The organism is Achromobacter sp. (assembly GCF_032113835.1).
In the GTDB taxonomy this organism is placed as follows: domain Bacteria; phylum Pseudomonadota; class Gammaproteobacteria; order Burkholderiales; family Burkholderiaceae_B; genus Achromobacter.
The window spans coordinates 1-20,073 of the sequence record NZ_DAMCTG010000091.1 but is presented as its reverse complement, the minus strand read 5'-3'; the positions used below and the strand labels follow the sequence as shown (position 1 = coordinate 20,073).

Annotated in this window: 17 protein-coding genes; 2 read left to right on the top strand and 15 right to left on the bottom strand. The window is 66.9% G+C overall.

Annotated features, from left to right (window positions below; translation table 11 throughout):
* Positions 1 to 14 precede the first annotated feature (14 nt).
* Positions 15 to 143 (top strand): hypothetical protein, encoded by a 129-nt coding sequence (locus tag RT697_RS22970; RefSeq protein ID WP_006226408.1) that lies wholly within the window; start codon positions 15 to 17, stop codon positions 141 to 143.
* Positions 144 to 213: 70 nt separating this feature from the next.
* Here the strand turns inward: RT697_RS22970 and RT697_RS22965 are convergent, their stop codons facing one another.
* A complete protein-coding gene (locus RT697_RS22965) occupies positions 214 to 1,179 on the bottom strand; it encodes a LysR family transcriptional regulator (protein ID WP_313701994.1) in 966 nt (321 codons plus the stop codon).
* Between the two features lie 222 nt (positions 1,180 to 1,401).
* Here RT697_RS22965 and RT697_RS22960 point away from each other — a divergent pair, with 222 nt between their 5' ends.
* Positions 1,402 to 2,337, top strand: a complete 936-nt coding sequence (locus RT697_RS22960; RefSeq protein ID WP_313701993.1) for a glycosyltransferase family A protein — start codon at positions 1,402 to 1,404, stop codon at positions 2,335 to 2,337.
* 27 nt (positions 2,338 to 2,364) lie between these two features.
* On the opposite strand, the gene RT697_RS22955 is transcribed toward RT697_RS22960, so the two are convergent.
* The 14 genes from RT697_RS22955 to RT697_RS22890 form a co-directional block, all read right to left on the bottom strand.
* A complete protein-coding gene (locus RT697_RS22955) occupies positions 2,365 to 3,102 on the bottom strand; it encodes an ABC transporter ATP-binding protein (protein ID WP_313701992.1) in 738 nt (245 codons plus the stop codon).
* A complete protein-coding gene (locus tag RT697_RS22950; protein WP_313701991.1) occupies positions 3,099 to 4,895 on the bottom strand; it encodes a branched-chain amino acid ABC transporter ATP-binding protein/permease in 1,797 nt (598 codons plus the stop codon). The genes RT697_RS22955 and RT697_RS22950 overlap by 4 nt, the downstream gene beginning before the upstream one ends.
* Positions 4,892 to 5,932, bottom strand: a complete 1,041-nt coding sequence (locus RT697_RS22945; RefSeq protein ID WP_175138825.1) for a branched-chain amino acid ABC transporter permease — start codon at positions 5,930 to 5,932, stop codon at positions 4,892 to 4,894. The genes RT697_RS22950 and RT697_RS22945 overlap by 4 nt, the downstream gene beginning before the upstream one ends.
* A gap of 172 nt (positions 5,933 to 6,104) precedes the next feature.
* The gene (locus tag RT697_RS22940) at positions 6,105 to 7,256 is read right to left on the bottom strand and encodes an ABC transporter substrate-binding protein (protein WP_105237514.1); all 1,152 of its coding nucleotides are present in this window, start codon (positions 7,254 to 7,256) and stop codon (positions 6,105 to 6,107) included.
* A 166-nt stretch (positions 7,257 to 7,422) separates the two neighbouring features.
* Positions 7,423 to 8,151, bottom strand: coding sequence for an SDR family NAD(P)-dependent oxidoreductase (locus RT697_RS22935; RefSeq protein WP_105237515.1), 729 nt, complete (start codon positions 8,149 to 8,151; stop codon positions 7,423 to 7,425).
* A 32-nt stretch (positions 8,152 to 8,183) separates the two neighbouring features.
* Complete coding sequence (locus tag RT697_RS22930) at positions 8,184 to 8,969, bottom strand: cyclase family protein (protein ID WP_313701990.1); 786 nt, start codon at positions 8,967 to 8,969, stop codon at positions 8,184 to 8,186.
* A gap of 279 nt (positions 8,970 to 9,248) precedes the next feature.
* On the bottom strand, positions 9,249 to 10,496 hold the full coding sequence (locus tag RT697_RS22925) for an SDR family NAD(P)-dependent oxidoreductase (protein WP_313701989.1): 1,248 nt from the start codon (positions 10,494 to 10,496) through the stop codon (positions 9,249 to 9,251).
* Positions 10,493 to 11,662, bottom strand: coding sequence for a thiolase family protein (locus RT697_RS22920; RefSeq protein ID WP_313701988.1), 1,170 nt, complete (start codon positions 11,660 to 11,662; stop codon positions 10,493 to 10,495). The genes RT697_RS22925 and RT697_RS22920 overlap by 4 nt, the downstream gene beginning before the upstream one ends.
* Positions 11,659 to 13,299: an AMP-binding protein gene (locus RT697_RS22915; RefSeq protein ID WP_313701986.1), complete on the bottom strand. Its 1,641-nt coding sequence runs from the start codon at positions 13,297 to 13,299 to the stop codon at positions 11,659 to 11,661. The genes RT697_RS22920 and RT697_RS22915 overlap by 4 nt, the downstream gene beginning before the upstream one ends.
* 9 nt (positions 13,300 to 13,308) lie before the next feature.
* The gene (locus RT697_RS22910; protein ID WP_313701985.1) at positions 13,309 to 13,800 is read right to left on the bottom strand and encodes an aromatic-ring-hydroxylating dioxygenase subunit beta; all 492 of its coding nucleotides are present in this window, start codon (positions 13,798 to 13,800) and stop codon (positions 13,309 to 13,311) included.
* Positions 13,797 to 15,116, bottom strand: coding sequence for an aromatic ring-hydroxylating dioxygenase subunit alpha (locus tag RT697_RS22905; RefSeq protein WP_313701984.1), 1,320 nt, complete (start codon positions 15,114 to 15,116; stop codon positions 13,797 to 13,799). The genes RT697_RS22910 and RT697_RS22905 overlap by 4 nt, the downstream gene beginning before the upstream one ends.
* Before the next feature lie 19 nt (positions 15,117 to 15,135).
* Positions 15,136 to 16,113, bottom strand: a complete 978-nt coding sequence (locus RT697_RS22900) for a PDR/VanB family oxidoreductase (protein WP_313701983.1) — start codon at positions 16,111 to 16,113, stop codon at positions 15,136 to 15,138.
* A gap of 27 nt (positions 16,114 to 16,140) precedes the next feature.
* The gene (locus RT697_RS22895) at positions 16,141 to 17,685 is read right to left on the bottom strand and encodes an indolepyruvate oxidoreductase subunit beta family protein (RefSeq protein ID WP_313701982.1); all 1,545 of its coding nucleotides are present in this window, start codon (positions 17,683 to 17,685) and stop codon (positions 16,141 to 16,143) included.
* Between the two features lie 13 nt (positions 17,686 to 17,698).
* On the bottom strand, positions 17,699 to 19,930 hold the full coding sequence (locus RT697_RS22890) for an indolepyruvate ferredoxin oxidoreductase subunit alpha (protein WP_313701980.1): 2,232 nt from the start codon (positions 19,928 to 19,930) through the stop codon (positions 17,699 to 17,701).
* Between the last annotated feature and the right edge of the window lie 143 nt (positions 19,931 to 20,073).

Here is a 20,073-nt window from a genome sequence, read left to right as displayed (position 1 = left end):
ACAGGAGAATCAACATGGCTGAACGCAAACGCGTGCGTCGTAACACCCTGGAACGTCGTTGCCTGGGCAAGGCTTTCAAGCGCTTGTTCGTCAAGTCGCCCAAGGGTGTTTTCAAGATGCTGGAAAAGATCAAGCGCGTCTAAATAACGTGTGCGATAAAAAAACCGCAAGGCGCGAGCTCTGCGGTTTTTTTTCGTCTGCGCGCTCGGCGAATCAGGCTGACGGGGCCCCGAGCTTGGGCCGGATGAAATCCATGAACGCGCGGGTCTTGGCGGGTTGGATGCTGGACGGAAACACCACGTAGATCGAGATCGGGTCGACCGACCAGCCCGGCAGCACGCGCCGCAGCGAGTTGCGCTGGATGATCGGTTCCAGCGCCAGGCAATGCGGCATGCGCGTGATGGCCAGGTCCAGGCCGGCCAGCGTGCCCGCGATGCTCATGTTGTTGGCGGCCAGATGTCCGTGCACGGCAACGCGCTGCGAGATCGCGCCGTTGTTCAGCGTCCAGTACGAATGTTCCTCGTCGATGGTCGTGCGCAGGCACTGGTGCTGGGCGAGGTCGCCGGGCGTCTGCGGGGCGCCATGACGTTCTATGTAGCGGTCGGACGCGTACAGGTGCGTTTCCAGCGAAACCAGCTCATGCACCACGGCGCCCTCGAGGGCGCGATGCGGCGTGCCGTTGCCGTTACCGTTGTCGGCGGAGACGCCCGGATAGTCGGCTTCGCGCCCAAAGCGCAGCACGATGTCGAACGGCGTGCCCTGCGCGTCGGAGGCGGTCATCATGCTCAGGTCGAACTCGCATTCCACCTCGGGATAGCGGTCGGTGAAATCGCTGATGGTTTCGGGCAGCAGCCAGATGGCCAGGCTGTACGGCATGGAGACGCGCAGATTGCCCGACGGACCGCCCGACAGCGACAGCAGTTGCTCGTGCGCTAGCCGGGCTTCGTCGATGAGACCCTGGCAACGGCGCATGTAGGCCGCGCCCGCGTCGGTCAGATCCAGCCGGCGCGTGTTGCGGTTGATGAGCCGCAGCCCGATCGCCCGTTCCAGCTCGTTGATCCGGCGCGACAGGGTCGACGTCGGCATGTCCAGCGCGCGCGCCGCCTGGCTGAAGCTCTTGCGCTTGGCAACCTCCACGAACAAGGCGATGTCATTGAGCTGGACGGTCGAGGCTTCCATAGGCGTTCCGAATTGGGCCGCCCGAGTTTACGCCACGATGCCCTGCGGCCAACGTCCGGCGCCGCGCACGGCAGCAAAAAAAGCCGCACGGTTTGTCAGATTTGATTGCAAATTCCAAAGCCGTGGAATCGGTTCCCCAGGGCATATCCCCTACACTTCAGGCGAAATCATAAGAACCAAGACCGCAGCGGTTTCTGGAAGATCGCAAGGGGCACAGCAGGCATGACCGATACACCGATGTTTTTCACCGTTCTGACGCCGACCTACAACCGGGCAGGAACCCTGCACCGCGTCTACGAATCGCTCTGCCGGCAGACTTTCCGGGATTTTGAATGGGTGGTGGTGGACGATGGCTCCACCGACAACACGCACGAGGCCATCCTGCATTGGCAATCGCTGGCGGATTTTCCGATCCGCTATGTCTGGCAGAACAACCAGCACAAGAAGACCGCCTTCAATCGCGGCGTGCGCGAGGCGCGCGGCCAGATGATCGTGGGCCTGGACAGCGACGACGAGATGCCGCCGGACGCGCTGGCCATTTTCCATGAGGCCTGGAACGCGATTCCGCCCGCGCGCCGCGACTCGTATTTCGCCATCACCGGCCTGTGCGCGCGGCCCGACGGCGCCATCGTGGGCGACCGTTATCCGCAGGACGTTTTCGACAGCACCGCCGTCGACGTGTATTTCCGCTATCGCATCAAGGGCGAGAAATTCGGCTGTATGCGCACGGACATCCTGCGCAAATATCCGTTTCCCGAGGACGTGGCGGGCTTCGTGCCCGAAAGCCTGGTGTGGTGGGCGGTCGCGCGTGCCGGGTATCTCAGCCGCTTCATCAACCGTGTCGTGCGCACCTATCACGACACGCCGGGGGGCCTGAGCCAGGGCGCGGTGTCCGTCAGCAATAATGCCCAGGGCCTGTACCTGCTGGCCTGGGACATGCTGCAGCATCACCTGGAGTTCTTCCGCTACCGTCCGCGCGAATTCATGATGGCGGCGGCGCGCTACACGCGTTTTCGCCTGCACCTGAAGCATTCGGGTGTGCCGACGGCCGTGCAGGCCTACCGGCTGACCCACCCGGTTGCGACGTTTCTCGTGGCCGTGATGTATCCGCTGGGTTATGCGCTGTACCGCCGCGACCGGCGGCGCGGCGTGGCCTGACCCAGCCGGCCGTCCCGGCGGCCTGCGTCAGGCAGGCGCGCCGTGCCCCAGTCCCAGATACACCTCCACCACACGCGGATCCTGCGCCACCTCGGCCGCCGGACCTTCCAGCGTGACCGTCCCGGTTTCCAGCACGTAGGCGTAATCGGCCACCTGCAGCGCGGCGCGCGCGTTCTGTTCGATCAACAGGATGGACACGCCCATCTCGCGCAGCCGCGCGACGATGCGGAACACTTCGCGCACGATGCGCGGCGCCAGCCCCAGGCTGGGTTCATCCAGCATCAAGAGGCGGGGCTTGGCCATCAGCGCGCGGCCCACGGCCAGCATCTGGCGCTCGCCGCCGGACAGCGTGCCGGCCAATTGCGCGCGCCGTTCCTGCAGCCGTGGGAACAGTTCATAGACCTCGGCCAGCGTCTGATTCTGATCGCGCAGCCCGCGGCGGTAGCGGTCGAAGCCGCCCAGCATGAGGTTGTCCTCGACCGTCATTTCCGAAAAGAGCTCGCGTTTTTCGGGCACCAGGTTCATGCCCGCGGCGACCATTTCCTCGATTTCGGCGTGTGCCTGTTCCTTGCCGCCGAAGGTGATGCCGCCCTGCGACGGCAGTACGCCCATGATGGCCGACAGCAGCGTGGTCTTGCCCGCGCCGTTGGGACCGATGACGGTCACGATCTGGCCCTCGCCCACTTCCAGGCTGACGCCGGAGACCGCCTCGACCTTGTCGTACGCCACGCGCAGGTCGCGCACTTGCAGCAGTTTCGCGCTCATTCTTCCACTCCGCCCAGATACGCTTCCAGCACCGCGGGATTCTGCTGGATCTCTGCCGGCAGGCCCTCGGCGATCTTTTCGCCGAAGTCCATCACCACCACGCGATCCACCAGCCCCATCACGAAATCCATGTCGTGTTCGACCAGCAGGATGGCCATGCCCTCGGCGCGAAGGCGCTTGAGCAGCTCGGCCAGCTCGCATTTCTCCTGATAGCGCAGACCGGCCGCCGGCTCGTCCAGCAGCAGGATGCATGGGTCGGACGCCAGGGCGCGCGCGATCTCCAGGATGCGTTGCTGGCCCAGCGCCAGCGAGCCTGCCTCGTCATGCAGATGCTTGCCCAGCCCCACGCGCTCGACCTGGCGCGCCGCTTCGGCCAGCAGGCGCGCCTCTTCGGGCCGGTCCAGCCGCCAGGCGGCCGGCAGCACGCCGCGATGCCCGCGCAGGTGCGCGCCGATCGCCACGTTTTCCAGCACGCTCATGCGGCCCAGCAGCCGCACGTGCTGGAACGTGCGCGACAGGCCCAGGCGCGCGATCTTGCGCGCGCCCACGCCGGCAACCGGCTGGCCCAGCAGCGTGACCTGTCCCGAGGTCGGCGTGTCCACGCCCGATATCTGGTTGAACATCGTGCTCTTGCCTGCGCCATTCGGGCCGATCAGCGCCAGCACTTCGCCCGCGCGGATCTCCAGATTCATGGCGTTGTTGGCCACCAGGCCGCCGAACTTGCGCGTCACGTCCACGGCTTTCAGCACCACCTCGCCGCGCGGCGGCATGGTGCGGCGGGGCAGCGGTTCGGCCGTCATGTCGACGTGACGCGGCTTGCGCTTGACCGGCACCCAGCGCGTCAGCACCGGCCATAGGCCGCTGCGGGCGCGATGCAGCAGCAGCACCATGCCGAAGCCGAAGACGATCACTTCGAAGTTGCCGGTCTGGCCCAGCACCTTTGGCAGCAGGTCCTGTAGCCATTGCTTGAGCACCGTGAAGACGCCCGCGCCGACCAGCGCGCCCCACACCTGTCCCGCGCCGCCGATGACGGTCATGAACAGGTATTCAATGCCCATCTGCAGACCGAACGGATTGGGGTTCACGAAGCGCTGTATGTGCGCGTACAGCCAGCCCGACGCGCATGCCTGCAGCGCCGCGATGACGAAGATCACCATGCGCGAGCGCGCCGTGTCCACGCCCATGGATTCGGCCATCACGCGGCCGCCCTTGAGCGCGCGGATGGCGCGGCCCTCGCGCGAGTCCAGCAGGTTTTGCGTGGACCAGACGGCGACGAGCAGGAAGGCCCAGATCAGGTAGTAGATGTTGCCGCCCTGGTTGAGCGTCCAGCCGAACAGGCTGATGGCGGGAATGTCCGGGATGCCGGTGTGGCCGCCCAGCCCTTCGACCGAGCCGAAGACGAAGTACAGCGACAGGCCCCACGCAATGGTGCCCAGCGGCAGGAAGTGGCCGGACAGCTTCAGCGTGATCGCGCCCAGCAGGTAGGCCAGCGCCAGCGTCAGCGCCAGGCCGGCAAGCAGCGTAAGCCAGGGCGATGCGCCCAGCCAGCCGAGCCACGACGGCAGCGTGTCCGCGCGGGTGGTGAGCAGCGCCGTGGTGTAGGCGCCCACGCCCACGAAGGCGGCCTGCCCGAAGCTGGTCAGGCCGCCGACGCCGGTCAGCAGCACCAGGCCCAGCGCCACCAGCGCATACAGGCCGATGTAGTTCAGCAGCGTGACGTAGAACGGCGGCAGCACCAGGGGGCCGAGCGCCAGCAGGGCCAAAAAGGCGAGGAGGATGTGGCGCGGGGTCATTCGTCTTCTTCCTCGACGTGATGGCTGTTGAGTGAACGCCAGAGCAGCACGGGGATGATCAGCGTGAACACGATGATTTCCTTGTAGGCGCTGGCCCAGAACGACGAGAAGGCTTCGATCAGGCCGACCAGCACGGCGCCGGCCGCCGCCAGCGGATAGCTCACCAGCCCGCCGATGATGGCGCCCACAAAGCCTTTCAGGCTGACCATGAAGCCCGAATCGAAATACATGGTGGTGATGGGCGCGATGAGGATGCCCGACACGGTGCCGATCAGCGCGGCCAGAAAGAACGTGGCCTTGCCTGCGAACACGGGCGAGATGCCCATCAGGCGTGCGCCGATGCGGTTGAACGCCGCGGCGCGCAGCGCCTTGCCGTACATCGAGCGTTCAAAGAACTGGTACAGCACGACGATCAGCACCACCGACACCGCCACCACCCACAGCGCCTGGCTGTTCACGTTGATCGGACCGAGCGTCATGCTGGCGTCGCTGAAGGGCGCGGTGCGCGCGCCTTCCGCGCCGAACGCCAGCAGGCCCAGGCCGACCAGCGCCAGGTGGACCGCGATCGAGACGATCAGCAGCACCAGCGTCGAGGCCGATGCGATCGGCTGATAGAACAGGCGATAAAGCTGCGGCCCCATCGGCACCAGCAACAGCAGCGTCAGCAGCGCCTGCACCGCCATCGGCAGTTGCGCGAGCGGCAGGCGGTACAGCAGCAGCGCCAGCGCCAGCGGATAGATCACCTTGGCCGCCATGCGCCAGTGGGTGCGGCCGCGCGCGGGACGCTTGCGGCGCGCCATCAGATCGGCGATGACCTCGGCCAGCGCAAACGCGAGCAGCAGCCAGACCAGCAGGATGGGCTTGCCGGCCTGCATGGCGGCCATGGTGAGCGCGCCGAAAGCGACGAACTCGCCCTGCGGGATGAACAGGACGCGGGTGACGGTGAAGACCAGCAGGATGGACAACGCCAGGAGCGCGTAGATGGCGCCATTGGTGATGCCGTCCTGCCCGAGTATCAAGGCAATCTGAGCATTCATACAAAATTCCGGGAAAAACAGACAAGCACCGCACGCTCGCATGCGCTGCGGGCGTCGCCAGGAAGCAGGCTCTGCGCGTCCCATCGGGATGCCGCGGATCCGGGCTCCGCCGGTCCGCAGGCATGCCCCCTGGGGGGAAGCGCGCAGCGCTTCGGGGGGGGCCAAACCCCTTTTACTTGACCAGGGTCCAGTTGCCGTCTTTGACGGTGATGAGCTCGCGGCCGCGTTCGTCAAAGCCGCTGTGGTCGGCGGCGCTCATGTTGTAGACGCCTTGCGTGCCCACCAGCTCCTTGGTCTGTTCCAGCGCATCGCGCAGGGCGCTGCGGAACTCCTTGGTGCCCGGCTTGCCGGCCTTCTCGGCGATCGGCACGGCCTTTTCCAGCAGCAGGCCGGCGTCATAGACGTTGGCGCCGAAGGTGGCGGGCTTGGAGCCGTTGAGCTTTTCGTAGGCGGCGATGTACTCGGTCGCGACCTTCTTGGACGGGTTGCTGTCCGGCATCTCCGGCAGCACCAGCATCAGGCTGGCGGCCAGCACCGTGCCTTCGACCTTCTTGCCGCCCAGCTTCAGGAAGTCGGGCAGCGCGGCGCCGTGGGTCTGGTAGAACTTGCCCTTGTAGCCCTGATCGAACAGCGTCGACTGCGGCAGCACGCTGGCGGCGCCGGGGGCGGCGACCAGCACGGCATCCGGCTTGGCGGCCAGGATCTTCAGCGCCTGGCCCGTGACCGAGCTGTCAAAGCGCTGGTAGCGTTCGTTGGCGGCGATCTTGATGCCCTTTTCCGTGGCCAGGCCCGAGAACACCTTGTACCAGTTCTCGCCATAAGGGTCGTTCAGGCCGATGAACCCGACGGTCTTGATGCCGGACTTGGCCATGTGGTCCACCAGCGCGCGCGCGATGATGTCGTCGTTCTGCGTGGTCTTGAACACCCACTTCTTCTGGTCGTTCATCGGCAGCACCACCGCGGCGGTACCCACCGGCGCCAGCATCGGCACGCCGGCCTCGGCGGCGAACTGGATCACGCCCATGGCGTTGGGCGAGCCCGACGGCCCGATCAGCGCGTCCACGTTCTGCTCCGAGATCAGCTTCTTGAAGGCCGTGACCGAGTTGGTCGAATCGCTGGCGTCGTCCAGCGAGATGTATTCCACGGTCAGGTCGCCGATCTTCTTGGGCAGCAGCGGCACCGTGTTCTTCTGCGGAATCCCGACCAGCGCGGTGGGGCCGGTGGACGAGGTGACCACGCCGACCTTGACTTGGGCCAGGGCGGGCAGGGCGAACAGGGCGGCGACGGCGGCGGCAGCGGCCAGGGGGAGTTTCTTCGACAGCATGGCAAAACCTCCGGGGTAGGGAGCAGAGTGGGAGTGCGGCTGGAATGCGGAGAAAACGGGAACTGCGGGAATACTTGTTGCTTAAACTTTTTTACGTTCAAGGATCAGCACTGTAGACCCGGGTCCCGGTGCTTACCTATCCGTCAAAACCCGAAGCGCGGGGCGGTCAGATGGTGATGGAGCTGACGCTGGCGCCGCCGCAGACGAACAGCGTCTGGCCGGTGACGAAGCTGTTGGCGGGGTCGGCGAAGAACATCACGGCGCGCGCCACGTCGTCCGAACGGCCCAGGCGCTTGACCGGAATGCCCTCGGCAAGCTGGCGTTCGCGTTCGCTGCCGGCCTCGATCACCTCGTAGAACATGTCGGTCTGAATGGGGCCGGGCGCCACCACGTTGACCGTGATGCCGTACGGCGCAAGCTCCAGCGACCAGGTGCGGGCCATGCCCACCATGCCGGCCTTGGTGGCCGAATAGGCGGTGCGCGTGGGCAGGCCCAGCGCGCCGCGCGACGACATCATCACGATGCGGCCGAATTTGCGTTCCTGCATGCCCGGCAGGGCGGCCTGCACCAGGCTGATGGCGGCGCCCAGGTGGATCTGCGTCAGGCCATGCAGCTCTTCTTGCGTGACCTGCGGCAGCAGGTTGGGCCAGATCACGCCGGCGTTGTGGATAACGTGGCTGACCGGAAACTGGGCCGCGGCCTCGGCGCCGGCTTGCGCGGTCGCGGTGGCGTCCAGCAGGTCGACCTGCACGTTGTGCAGGCGCGGATGCGAGAAGTCCGCGGCGCGGCGCGCCATCGAGATCACCTCGTAGCCCGCGTCCAGCATGCTGCGGCAGATTTCCGCCCCGATGCCGGCGCTGCCGCCGGTCACGATGGCCACATGGGTTTGCGTCATGGTTCCCCCTTGATTTATTGGTATGGAGCGGATCAGGCCGTGGGCGCCAGCGCCAGCACGCGCAGCGGACTGCCCGAGCCGCTGCGGATCTTGAGCGGCGCCGAGAAGATCACCGCGCCGGTGGCCGGCAACTGGTCCAGGTTGGTCAGGCACTGCAAGCCGTAGCGGTTGTTGCCGTGCATGTAGTAGTGGCAGGGGTAGGGCGGGTCCAGATGCTGGGCTTGCCCGGCGTCCGTGCCTACCGATTCGGTGCCGAACCCATGCACGTCGCGCTCCTTGATGAGCCAGGGCACGACCTCGGCATCCGGGCCGGGCGAATGCGCGCCGTCGGCCTGCATGTTCAGGTAGTCGGCGGGCTTGGCGCGCTTGGACCAGTCGGTGCGCATCAGCACCCACGACCGCGCGGGAATGCGGCCGTGCTGTTCTTCCCATTTCTTGACGAAGTCGATGGTCAGGAGGAAATCCGGGTTGCCGGACGCTTCCGCGGAACAGTCGATCACGCAGGCGCTGGCGATGAAGGCGTCGATGGGAATCGTGTCCACCGTGTTGTCGGGCTGGTCCTTGCCCGTGACCCAGTGCGCCGGCGCGTCAAAGTGCGTGCCGGTGTGCTCAGAACACGAGAAGTTGTTCCAGTACCAGGCCGGGCCGCGCTCGTCGTAGCGGGAGATTTCCTCGATGCGGAACGGCCAGGCTTGGCCGAATTCGGGCGGCAGCACGATGGTCGGGAATTCCGGCGTCAGCGTTTCGGTCAGGTCCACCAGGCGGATGCGGCCGGACACCAGCTCGGTCATGAATTGGGCAAGAATGGGTTGACTCACGGTGCTCTCCTGTTGGTTCCTGCGGGGTGTCAGACACCCGGTGATTCTGCTGCTGCGTAGGTGTCTGACACCCTTTGAGACGCCGTGCCAAGTTGCCGACTGTCTCCCCAGGGTGTCAGACACCGGGTTCTTCTGCGGGGTGTCAGACACCCTTGCATCCTTGCTGCTGCGTAGGTGTCTGACACCCTCTGAGACGTCGTGCCAAGTTGCCGACTGTCTCCCCAGGGTGTCAGACACCGGGTTCGTCTGCACGGTGTCAGACACCGGGTGATCCAGCGGTCACCCGCCCGCGCCCAGCTCCCGTTCCAACCCCTTCGGGTTCTCGGCCAGCCGCGCGCGGAACTCCTGCGCGACGTCGCCCACATACACGTCTTCAATGCCATCCTTCAGCGCCCGCACGATCGCGGCGGCGATGGCGGCTGGCGCCACGCGTGGGGGCGGTGTGCGCTGTTCCCATTCGTGATCGACAGGACCGGGGAACACGTTGACCACCCGCACGCCCGCGCCGCGCATTTCGGCCCGCAGACATTGCGCCAGCGACAGCGCCGCAGCCTTGGACGCCGACCACATGCCTCGCGCCGGCAGATTCATCTGCGCGTAGATCGACAACACATTGACCCACGCCGCCGCGCTGTTCACGCCATCGGCAGCGCGGCCGCACAGTGCAGGCCCGAAGCTCTGCGCCAGCCGCATCAAACCCAGCACGTTGACGTCCATCGCGTCGCGCGCGGTGTTCACGTCTTTGCGGTTCAGCAGTCCGCCCTCGCGTTCCAGATCCGCCGTGTTCACCAGGATCTCGACCTTCCCGCCGATGGAAGCCGCCACGCGCTCGACCGAATCGGTGTCGGTCACGTCCAGTGTCACGGCCTGCACGCGCGGATCGGCCGTCAGCCCATCGAACGCGGCGTCGCGCTTCCAGGCCTGCGGATCGCCCAAAAAGATCATCGGGCTGCCCGCATCCAGCAGCGCCCGCGCCACCGCCTGGCCGACGGCAGACTTGCCATCGGTCACCAGCACGCGTCGGAACTTCGGATCGCACGAGGTCTCGCGCAGTGTCTTGTCGTCTTCCATGTTCGGCGTATTCCTTTCGGGCAGGGCGATCATCACGGCCTGGCCGCTGCGGTCCAGTTTCAAAGCGAGGCGCACGCGGCCGCCGTCGGCGCAGTCCTGGTGAACGTGCGCCACGACGGACGGACCCGCGTCCATCCGCACCGTGCCCACGCGCCAGGGCAGGCGTTCGCGGAAATACAGGTCGTTGCTGTGATGCAGCGTGGTGCTGACCAGCAGCACGCCGTTCGGGTCAACGGGCCGCCACGGCAGGTGTTCGGACAGGCAATGGCCGCAGACTTCGCGCGGCGGGTACTGCACCGTGCCGCACTCGGCGCAGGTCTGCAGATCGAAACGCCCTTCGGCGGCGGCGGCGGTCAGCCCCAGCGCGCTGCGGCTGCGCGAGCCCGGCGGCAGCGTGGGCTGGCGCGTGCGCGCAACCGGATTCTTGCGAGGCGGCTTGGCCAGCGGCTCGGTCATGCGTCGCTCCTTGCCAGAATCGCCGCGGCCGTGCACAGCCCGCGGTCGTAATTGATCATGCCGAAGCCGCTCACCAGACCCAGCTTCGCGTCGCTGACCTGCGTGCCGCCGGCCGTGCCGGTCAACTGGCGCAAGGCCTCGACCATGCCGAGATAGCCGCCGGCGGCGCCCGCCTGGCCGACCGACAGTTGGCCGCCATTGGTGTTGAACGGAAAGCTGCCGTCCACGGTAAAGCTGTTGTCGCGCACGAATTGCGGCGCGGCGCCTTTGTTGCAAAAGCCCAGGTCTTCCATCTGCATCAGGTTGATGACGGGATAGTCGTCGTAGGCCTGCAGGAAATCCATGTCGGCCGGCGCGGCGTTGGCCTGCCCGTACAGCTCATCGACATCCATGGTCCACCCGCCCCGCGTCTGGATCGGGTCGTCGATCCACGCGTTGTGGCGCTCGATGGTGGACAGGATGCGCGCATAAGGCAGCTTCAGCGCGCGGGCGCGGTCTTCGCTCATGACCAGGAACGCGTCGGCCCCGGCGCACGGCATGACGCAATCGAATAGGTGAATCGGTTCGGTGATGACGCGCGCGTCCAGATACTGCGCCAGCGTCAGCGGCTTTTTCATCAGCGCGTGCGGATAGCGCAGGGCGTTGTCGCGCTGGGCCACGCAGAGCTTGCCGAAGTCCTCGCGGGTGGCGCCCGTCTCGCGCATGTAGTTGGTGGTCAGCAGCGCAAAGCTGGCGTTCGGGCCGCCCGCCCCGTACGGATAGACGGCGTCCTGCGCAAAGCGCGAGAACTGGCTGACCGTGTTGCGGAACGAGTCGACGTGATTCGTGTCGCCGGCCAGGCAGGCCACGACGTTGGCGTCGCCCGCCTGCACGGCCCGTGCGGCACGGCGCAGCGCGGCCACGCCGCTGGCGCCTCCCATGGGGATGTGATCCAGCCAGCGCGGCGTCATGCCCAGGTGCTGGACCAGGCCGACCGCGGTGTCGGGCGCCAGCGTGAAGCTGGACACGCACAGGCCGTCGACATCGGTCTTGGCCAGGCCCGATTGCCGGATCAGCGCGCCCAGCGCACGGCCCAGCCACCAGTGCGCGGCGTGCGTGGAATAGCGTTCGTACGGAATCGTGACGGGCAGGGCCGCCACGACGCCGTCGTAGCCCAGGCGGCTCATCGGTGGGCCCCTTCGGCCGGACGCTTCTTCAGATGGCACGTGTCCACGCAACGCGCCGTGCCCGGCAGGCCGGGCGCCAGCGCCTTCATCTCGCCGCGTTGGATCTTGTTGGTGGTGGTCAGCGGCAGGCTGTCCACGAATGCCACATAGCCGGGCGCCTTGTAATACGCCAGCTGCGACAGCGACCATTGCACGATGCTGCGCGCGGCCTCGGCCATCGCATCCGCGTCGGCGGGCGGGGCCTCGGGCACCACGCACGCCAGCACCTCGTCGCCGCGCACCGGGTCCGGCACGGCGGCCACCGCCACGGCCTTGACCAGCGGGTGCTGCATCAGCACGCTCTCCACTTCCACGGCCGAGATGTTCTCGCCGCTGCGGCGGATCACGTTCTTCTTGCGGTCCACGAAGCGCAGCGCGCCGTCGGCCTCGCGGCGCACGATGTCGCCGGTGTGGAACCAGCCGCCTTCCCAGGCTTCGTTGGTGGCGGCCTCGTCCTTCAGGTAGCCGGCAAAGAAGCCATAGCGCGGGTCTTCGCCGGCATGGCGTACCAGCAGCTCGCCCGGTTCGCCAATGGCGGCCGGTTCGCCCGCGTCGGTCACGATGCGCACCTCAACGTCGGATTCCTCGCTGCCGAAGCTGCTGGTGCCGACGTGGCGCGGTTCCTGGTTGGCGATGATGACGGCGCCCGCGCCGGTCTCGGTCATGGCCCAGGCTTCCAGCAGCGGAAAGCCGAAGCGCGCCTCGAACGGCGCATGCAGCTTGCGGTCCACGCCCGCGCCGAAGCCGAAGCGGATGGCGGGCTGCAGGTCGCTAGCGGAAGGCTCGGCCTTCATCAGGATGGCGGGCATGACGCCCAGATAGTGCAGCACGGTGGCGCGCGACTCGCGCACGCTGTCCCACCACGAGCGGGGATGGAAGCGGTCCAGCGGAATCAGGCAGCCGCCCGTCAGCACCATCGCCATCGCCGAATACGCCATGGCGTTCATGTGCACCAGGGGCAGCGGCGTCAGCATGCGTTCCTGTCCGGGACGCAACGCGGCAAGCCCGCCGATGCGTGCGTACCAGCCGCCCGCGTGCAGGAAATAGCGGTTCGGCAGGATGCAGCCCTTCGGCCGGCCGGTCGTGCCGGACGTGTAGAGCAGCGCGCACTCGGTCAGTGCGGACAGCGCCGTGCCTTGCAGCGGCGCCGGGAAGGGCGCGGCGGGCGGCGCATCGTCCGGTCCCATCACGCGCAGCTCGCGGCCCGCGCGTTGCGCGGCGGCCAGCAGGTCCGCGTGGCGGCCGGGCAGGGCGACCGCCAGCGCGATCTCGGAGTGGCCGGCCAGGTATTCCAGTTCGGCGGCGCGCAGGTCCGGGTTGATCGGCACGACCGACACGCCCAGCGCATTCAGCGCGAACCAGTGCAGGAAGAAGGCGGGCCGGTTCTCCAGCAGCAGACCCGCGCGGTGGCCATGGCCAAAGCCGGCCCTGGCATACGCGGCGCGCAAGGTCTCGATGGCGTCGGCCGCCGCGGCATAGGTCAGCTCGCCGGCCGCGATGCCATAGGCCTCGGCGGTTTCCGGCAGGATGCACAGGAACGGCTGGCCGCCGTGGCGGGACGCGGTGTCGGCAAAGGCCTGGTGGACGGTGGCGGTCACGGTCCGCTCCTACATGAACAGTTGGATATTGCCGAAGGCCGCGTCGCAGTTGACGAGGTCCACGCGTTTCAGGCGGATGCGCAGCGCGCCGCCCTGCTCCACCAGGTGATGCGTGGCCCAGCCCGCAAACAGCGTCTGCGCATCCTGCCGCGTTTCGACGTAATGGAAGGCGGTGCGCACGACGTGACGTCCCTCGGCGGGCGCGGCCTCCGGGTGGTCATGTTCGACCGTGGGCGCCTGCAGCAGGTGATGGCAGCGGCTCTTGGGCTGCTGCGAAAACGTGCGCTGGCCTGCCAGCCGTTCCACGCGCACGCGCAGCAGCAGCTTGTCTTCGTACATCAGCGAGGCATGCAGCTTCGCGTCGGTCTGGCCGTGCGCCAGCGGCATCCAGTAGTAGCCGTCCTCGGTGTACAGGTTCAGCCAGTCTTCGAAGCGCAGCTCGTCCAGCAGGCGCGCCTCGGCGTAGACAAAATCGATCAACTCGCGGTCGCTTGCGCTCATACCGACTCCGGTCCGGTCATGTAGCGGCCCCATGCGCGGTACTGGTTGCGCATCTGCCATTCATTGGTGCCATTGGTGACGACGTTCTTCTGGTCCTGCTCGCCGGGCGCGTAGAGCCGTCCTACGTTCACCCAGTCTCGCGCACGCGAATGCAGCCCGTCCTGCGCGCGTTCGTACATTTCGAGGTCGTCGTGGCCGACCACGGACGTCGGCGCATTGATGAGCCGGTTGTACATGAGCGTGCGTTCCAGCAGCAGGTCCGGCGCGCCCACCAGCCGGAAGGTCCAGGACTCCACCAGCGTGCGGTCGGCGGCAATCGGTTTGAAGATCCGCAGCGTCTGGATCGGACCCTTGACCATGATGTTGGGGAAGTAGACGGTGTTGTGGCGCACGTCTCCCAGGATCTGCTTGGCGCGATCCTCGCCGTAGGCCTCCACCATCGACTCCCAATAGCCTGGAATGCCGGAATACGAGGCGTGAATCGAGTCCGACACGCCCGTATGCCCGTGGCCGTTTTCCCAGACGCGGATGCCCATGTTCTCGAAGAACTCGTAAGGCGAGATGAACGGCGCGAACAACTCCACGGCCATGGGCTTGGGCGTGCCTTCCGGCGCCTGTTCCCAGACCTTGACGGCCGTGCCTGCAGACGATTCGTGCGCGACCATCGGATGGCAGGTGTCGGTCTGGTTGTCGACCAGCATCTTCCAGTTGCAGCGATGCATGTAGCGCAGCACGCCGCCCGCGACTTCCAGGCGGCCCTCGGGCGAGCGGTCCACCATGTTGTCCAGCGTCGATAGCGAGTCGCCGAAGAATTCCTCGAACGACTGGCCCTCGGGATTCAACCGGCAGAACACGAACCCGCGATGGTTGCGCACGTCTTTGACGGCGGCCATGCCCTGGCTGGCTTCGCAGTTTTCCAGGCCAGTGTTCTCGTAGCCCTTTTTCAGCGGGATCGACAGCAGGCTGCCGTCGGTCTTGAAGGTCCAGGCGTGATAGGGGCAGCGGAAGAATTTGCCCGTGTTGCCGCAGGCCTCGCCCGCCACCATGGTGCCCTTGTGCGGACAGCGGTTGTGCAGCACGCGCACCGTCTTGTCGCTGTGGCGGACCATCACGACGGGCTGGTTGCCCACGGTCGTGGTGACGTAGTCGCCGGGGTTGGGCACCTGGCTGTCGTGGCCGACGAAGACCCAGGTATTGGCGTACAGGCGCTCCATTTCCAGGTCGAACAGTTCCTGGTCGATGAAAAGGTCCTTGTGCACCTCGGTGTCGCGGAGCAACGCGCGGATGGCGTCGGGATTGTCGCGGTATTTGGCCATGATGGCTTCCTCGTCGGGCTTACAGATCCAGCACCAGGCGCGCGGACTTGGCGCGCGAGATGCAGATCTGAATGATCTTGCCGCTGGCCTTCTCGGTGGCGGACAGGTAGTAGTCGCGGTGGTCGGGCTCGCCTTCCAGCACGGTGGCCTGGCAGACGCCGCATTCGCCGCGCTTGCAGTCGTACATCGGATCGCAGCCTTCGTCTTCCATGACCTCGACGATGGTCTTGTCGGCGGGAATCGTCAGCACGCGGCCGGACTGGCGCAGCTCGACCTCGAAGGCCTGGTCGCCGGCCTGAGCGGCGGCCGTGGTGAAGAGTTCGAAATGGATGTGGGCGTCGGGCCAGTGGCGCGCGTGCACACCCTGAATGACGGCGTCGATCAGGCCCTTCGGGCCACAGACGTACAGGTGCTGGCGCGGGTTCGACGCTGCCAACAGCGCCTGCAGATCGAATCGGCAGGACGGATCGTCGTCTGCGTGCAGCGTGAGGTCGCCGCCCGCCAGCGCCTGCAGCTCGGGCAGGAAGGCCAACTGGTCCTTGCTGCGGCCGCAGTAGTGCAGATGGAAGGCGCGGCCGGCGGACTTGAGCGCGGCGGCCATGGACGCAATGGGCGTGATGCCGATGCCGCCCGCAATCAGCACGACCGGCTCGTCGCCCGCGGGGGATTCGTGCAGCGGAAAGTCGTTCTTGGGGCCTTCCACGGTCAGCACGTCGCCCTCGGCCAGCGCGTGCATGTGACGCGATCCGCCCTGGCTGGGGTCTTCCAGCCGCACGCCCAGGCGATATTCCGCCGGCTCGGCAAAGCGGCCCGCTTCCGGCGCCAGCTGCACCAGCGAATAGCAGCGCGGATCGCGCAGGCCCGGCACCGTCACCTTCAGGTGCGCACCGGGGCCAAAGGCGGGCAGCGTGCCGCCGTCTTCGCGCGCCAGCCGGAAGGAGCGGATCAGCGGTGATTCCTGCCGGACTTCCCGGACGATCAGTTTGAGTGTCTGCACGATGTCTGTCTCTTTCTGGTGTCGGCCTCAGGCGGCCAGTTTTTCCGCGATCTGGCGTTCCATGAGCTCGCACTTCACGTTGGCGAGCGCCGTGTCGCGCAGCGCGCGCAGCGCGTCGGCGGCATCGGGACGGCCAGCCAGCTGGTCCGCGGCCGCAATGAGCTGCCGGTACTTGCCGCCGCCACGCGTGTGGGTGTCGCTGTAGCCCTTGACCAGGCGGCGGCAGTTGACGGTCTCGACCGCCAGCGCGTAGTCGCGCGGGGCCAGCCGAGCCACCAGCGCCAGCCACGATTCCAGGGATTCGGTCTCGATCTGGTGGCGCAGCGTGCTGCGGCGGAACCGCCGCATGCCGGCCAGCGTGTACAGCATCAGGAATCCGCCCAGCGTGCCGCTGCGCAGGCGGCGGCCCTTGCCGAGCCGGCGTTCGACGAAGCCGCCGAAGGCCTTGGAGCTCTCCAGCCAGCGGCCCAGCCGCACCGGCAACGTGCCGCAAATTTCTTCCAGCCGCGGATGCATGAATTCGGTCGTGTCGACGAGCTGGCCGGCCCGCGCGCCGACTTCCGTGCGCACGCGGTCAAAGCGCGTGCCGCGGGTCTTCAGGTCCGCCACGCGGATCACGTCGTCGTAGGCCATGGCGGTGGCCACGTAACGCGCCGCGGAACAGGTCAGCGCCCATTGGCGGGCGTCACCGCCGTGCTGCGCATCCAGGTCGCGGATGGCCTTCATGCGGCGCAGGTAGTCTTCGGCGTAGGCCAGGTCCTGGAACTCGATCTGGCGGCGCACGCCCGCGGTCAGCATGGGCTGCGCACAGGCGGGGAAATCGCGGCGGATGGCATCCAGCAATTGCTGCGCACGCGGGCTGGCGGCGCGCTCGGGCACGGCCGGCACGGGGCGCGTGAGGTCGATGGCCGCGGGCTGATCCGGCGCCTTGTCGGCCGACTCGAAACCCAGCGCGAAGGCGCGCAGGCTGGCGTCCACGCCCAGGCCCGCGCGGCGCACGGTGGCCTCGAAGTCGTCGCGGGTAAAGGGCAGGGCGCCGCTGCCGGCCACTGCGCCAAACAGGCTGGCGCTGATGACGCTGCCGGCGCGGTCGGCCAGGTCCTGCAGGTCGAAGCACAGGAAGCGCCGGGCCGCCGCGCGGCCGGCTTCCAGCACCTTGTTGGGATCGGCGATGCCGTTGCCGGGCGCGGACTTTTCGCTGACCGCAAAGCTGCGGTGCGACGAGGCGATCAGAACGGTTCGTTCGGGCGTCACGAGGCCGCGCTGGATGGCTCGGCCGCCTTCCATCAATTCGGCCGCGACCACCAGGTCCACGTCGCCCGGCGTGGGCATCAGCGCCAGCGCGGGCGGGCGGCCCGCGCGCTGCACATCGGCCTCGGGCAGCAGTTCCAGGTAGTAGATCGTCGCGCCGGTGCGCTGCGCCACGCCGGGCACCGAGGTGGTCTGCGCCCACCAGCCCGCGTGCTCGGCCATGTCGACGATCCAGTCGGCCAGCACGCCGCCGCCCTGGCCGCCCATGGCCAGGATCGCGATCTTGATGGGGTTGCCTTGCTGCATCACCGCCGCGTTCATGTTGCTGGGTTCCTCAAAGGGCGTTCTGCGCCAGGCGCGCCGCGCGGCGCCGTTGCAGGAAGCCGATCACCGCGCCGCGCATGCGCGCCAGGAAGCGGTCGGCGCCGGTCGGGTTGTGGATGATGTCGGCGCGGTAGAAGGATGGGCACAGCACGGCCGCGTGCGCGACCTCGCCGCAGTTGCCGCAGCCCACGCAGCTGCTTTCCACGTGCGCGACCGGATCTTCCTTGAGCGGGTCGCCGCTGTCCTTGACCGTCAGCGACGGACAGCCGGACAGCCGGATACAGGCGTGGTCGCCGGTACAGACGTCGGGGTCCACGCCAAAGCGTTCCTTGACCACACGCTTGCCTTCCTTGACCGCTTTGTTGAACAGCGGCTTTACGCGCCGCTGCTTGTTCAGCATGCATTCGGACTGCGCGATGATGACCTTCGGGCCCTTGATGTCGGTGGTCAGCGCCTCTTCGATGGTGGCGCGCACCTTGGCCACGTCGTAGGTCCGGTCCAGCGTGCGCACCCACTTCACGCCCACGCCGCGCACGGCCTGGTCGATGGGATTGTTGGTCGAGCGATCCGGGTTGTCGGCGCGCGAGGACAGGATGTCCTGTCCGCCGGTGGCCGACGCGTAGAAGTTGTCGACGATGACGATGACGCCGTCGTACTTGTTGAACACCGCGTTGCCGATGCCCGACGCCAGCCCGTTATGCCAGAAGCCGCCGTCACCCATGATGGAGATGGGCCGCTTGGCGGCCGGCACGTTGAAGGCCGCCGCGCTGGACGCGCCCAGGCCGTAGCCCATCGTCGTCGCGCCCAGGTTGAAGGGCGGCAGGATGGAAAAGAGGTGGCAGCCGATGTCGCACGAGATGTGATGCTGGCCCAGCGATTCCTGCGCCAGCGTCAGCGCGGAAAAGATGGGCCGCTCCGGACAGCCCGTACAGAAGCCCGCCGGCCGGGGCGGCACCACGGCGGCCAGGCCTTCGACGTGCTTGTGGAAGGTGATGGGCTGCTCGGCGGGACGGGCGGGCTTGGGCCGCGAGACTTCGGTGATGGTGAGCTGGGGCTCGGGCTGCACTTCTGTCTGCGCATCCACCGCCACCGCCGGATGCGTTTGCAGCGATTCCGGCCGGTTGCGCTTGAGGAATTCGCGCAGGCCATCGCGCATGACCTGGGTCGTGTATTCGCCCGCCATCGGCAGCACGTCCTTGCCGGACAACTGCGTGCTCACACCGGCGCGGCGCAGCACCGCGTGCAGGTTCTGCTCGATGTAGTCGGGCTGGCCTTCTTCCAGCAGCAGCACGGCGCGTTTGCCGCGGCAAAAATCGATGACCTCGTCCTCGATGACGGGGTAGGTCACGTTCATCACGTACAGCGGGATGCGGCTGTTGCCGAAGTTGTCGGCCAGTCCCAAGAGCTGCAGCGCGCGGATGACGCCGTTGTAGAGACCGCCTTGCAGGATCAGGCCGATGTCGGCCTGTTCGCCGTCAAAGTGCTCGTTGAGCTGGTTCTCCTTGATGTAGCGGATGGCGGCCGGCCAGCGCTCCTTGATCTTTTCCTGCTCGTGCAGGAACGAGGCCGGCGGCAGCACGATGCGGCTGGTATCGCGCGCCGGGCTTTCCAGCGCCTCGGCCAGGCTGAACGCCGGGCGCTTGTTTTCCTTGGCGATGAAGCGCCCGTGCACATGACAGCCCCGAATGCGCAGTTGCAGCATCACGGGCGTCTTGCTGGCTTCCGACAGCGCAAAGCCGTCTTCCACCGCCTTGACCATGCTTTCCAGATTGGGACGCGGGTCCAGCAGCCAGATCTGCGACTTCATGGCGAACGCGTGCGAGCGTTCCTGCATGATCGACGAGCCTTCGCCGTAGTCTTCGCCCACGATGACGAGCGCGCCGCCGGTGACGCCGCCCGAGGCCAGATTGGCCAGCGCGTCGGAGGCGACGTTGGTGCCCACCGTCGACTTCCACGTCACGGCGCCACGAATGGGGTACATGACGGACGCCGCCAGCGTGGCCGCGGCGGTGGCTTCCGAGGCGCTCGCCTCGAAGTGCACGCCCAGTTCCTGCAGGATGTCGTTGGCGTCGGCCAGCACGTCCATCAGATGCGAGATCGGCGAACCCTGATAGCCGGCGACATAGCCCACGCCGGATTGCAGCAGCGCCTTCGTGACGGCAAGAATCCCTTCGCCGCGAAATTCCTCGCCCGCGCCGATGCGCAGTTGCTGGACTTCTTTCTTGAAAGACCTTTCCGCCATCTTGGATCCCTTTCGCGGACCCCGTCGGGATCCTTAATCCGTGCTGCCGTGCAGCATCGTCTTGCCACGAAAACATCGCCTGAAAAATACTTTAGGAGTCAACGTTTTAGCTGTCAATAAAAAAGATGAAATTTCATGGAAAT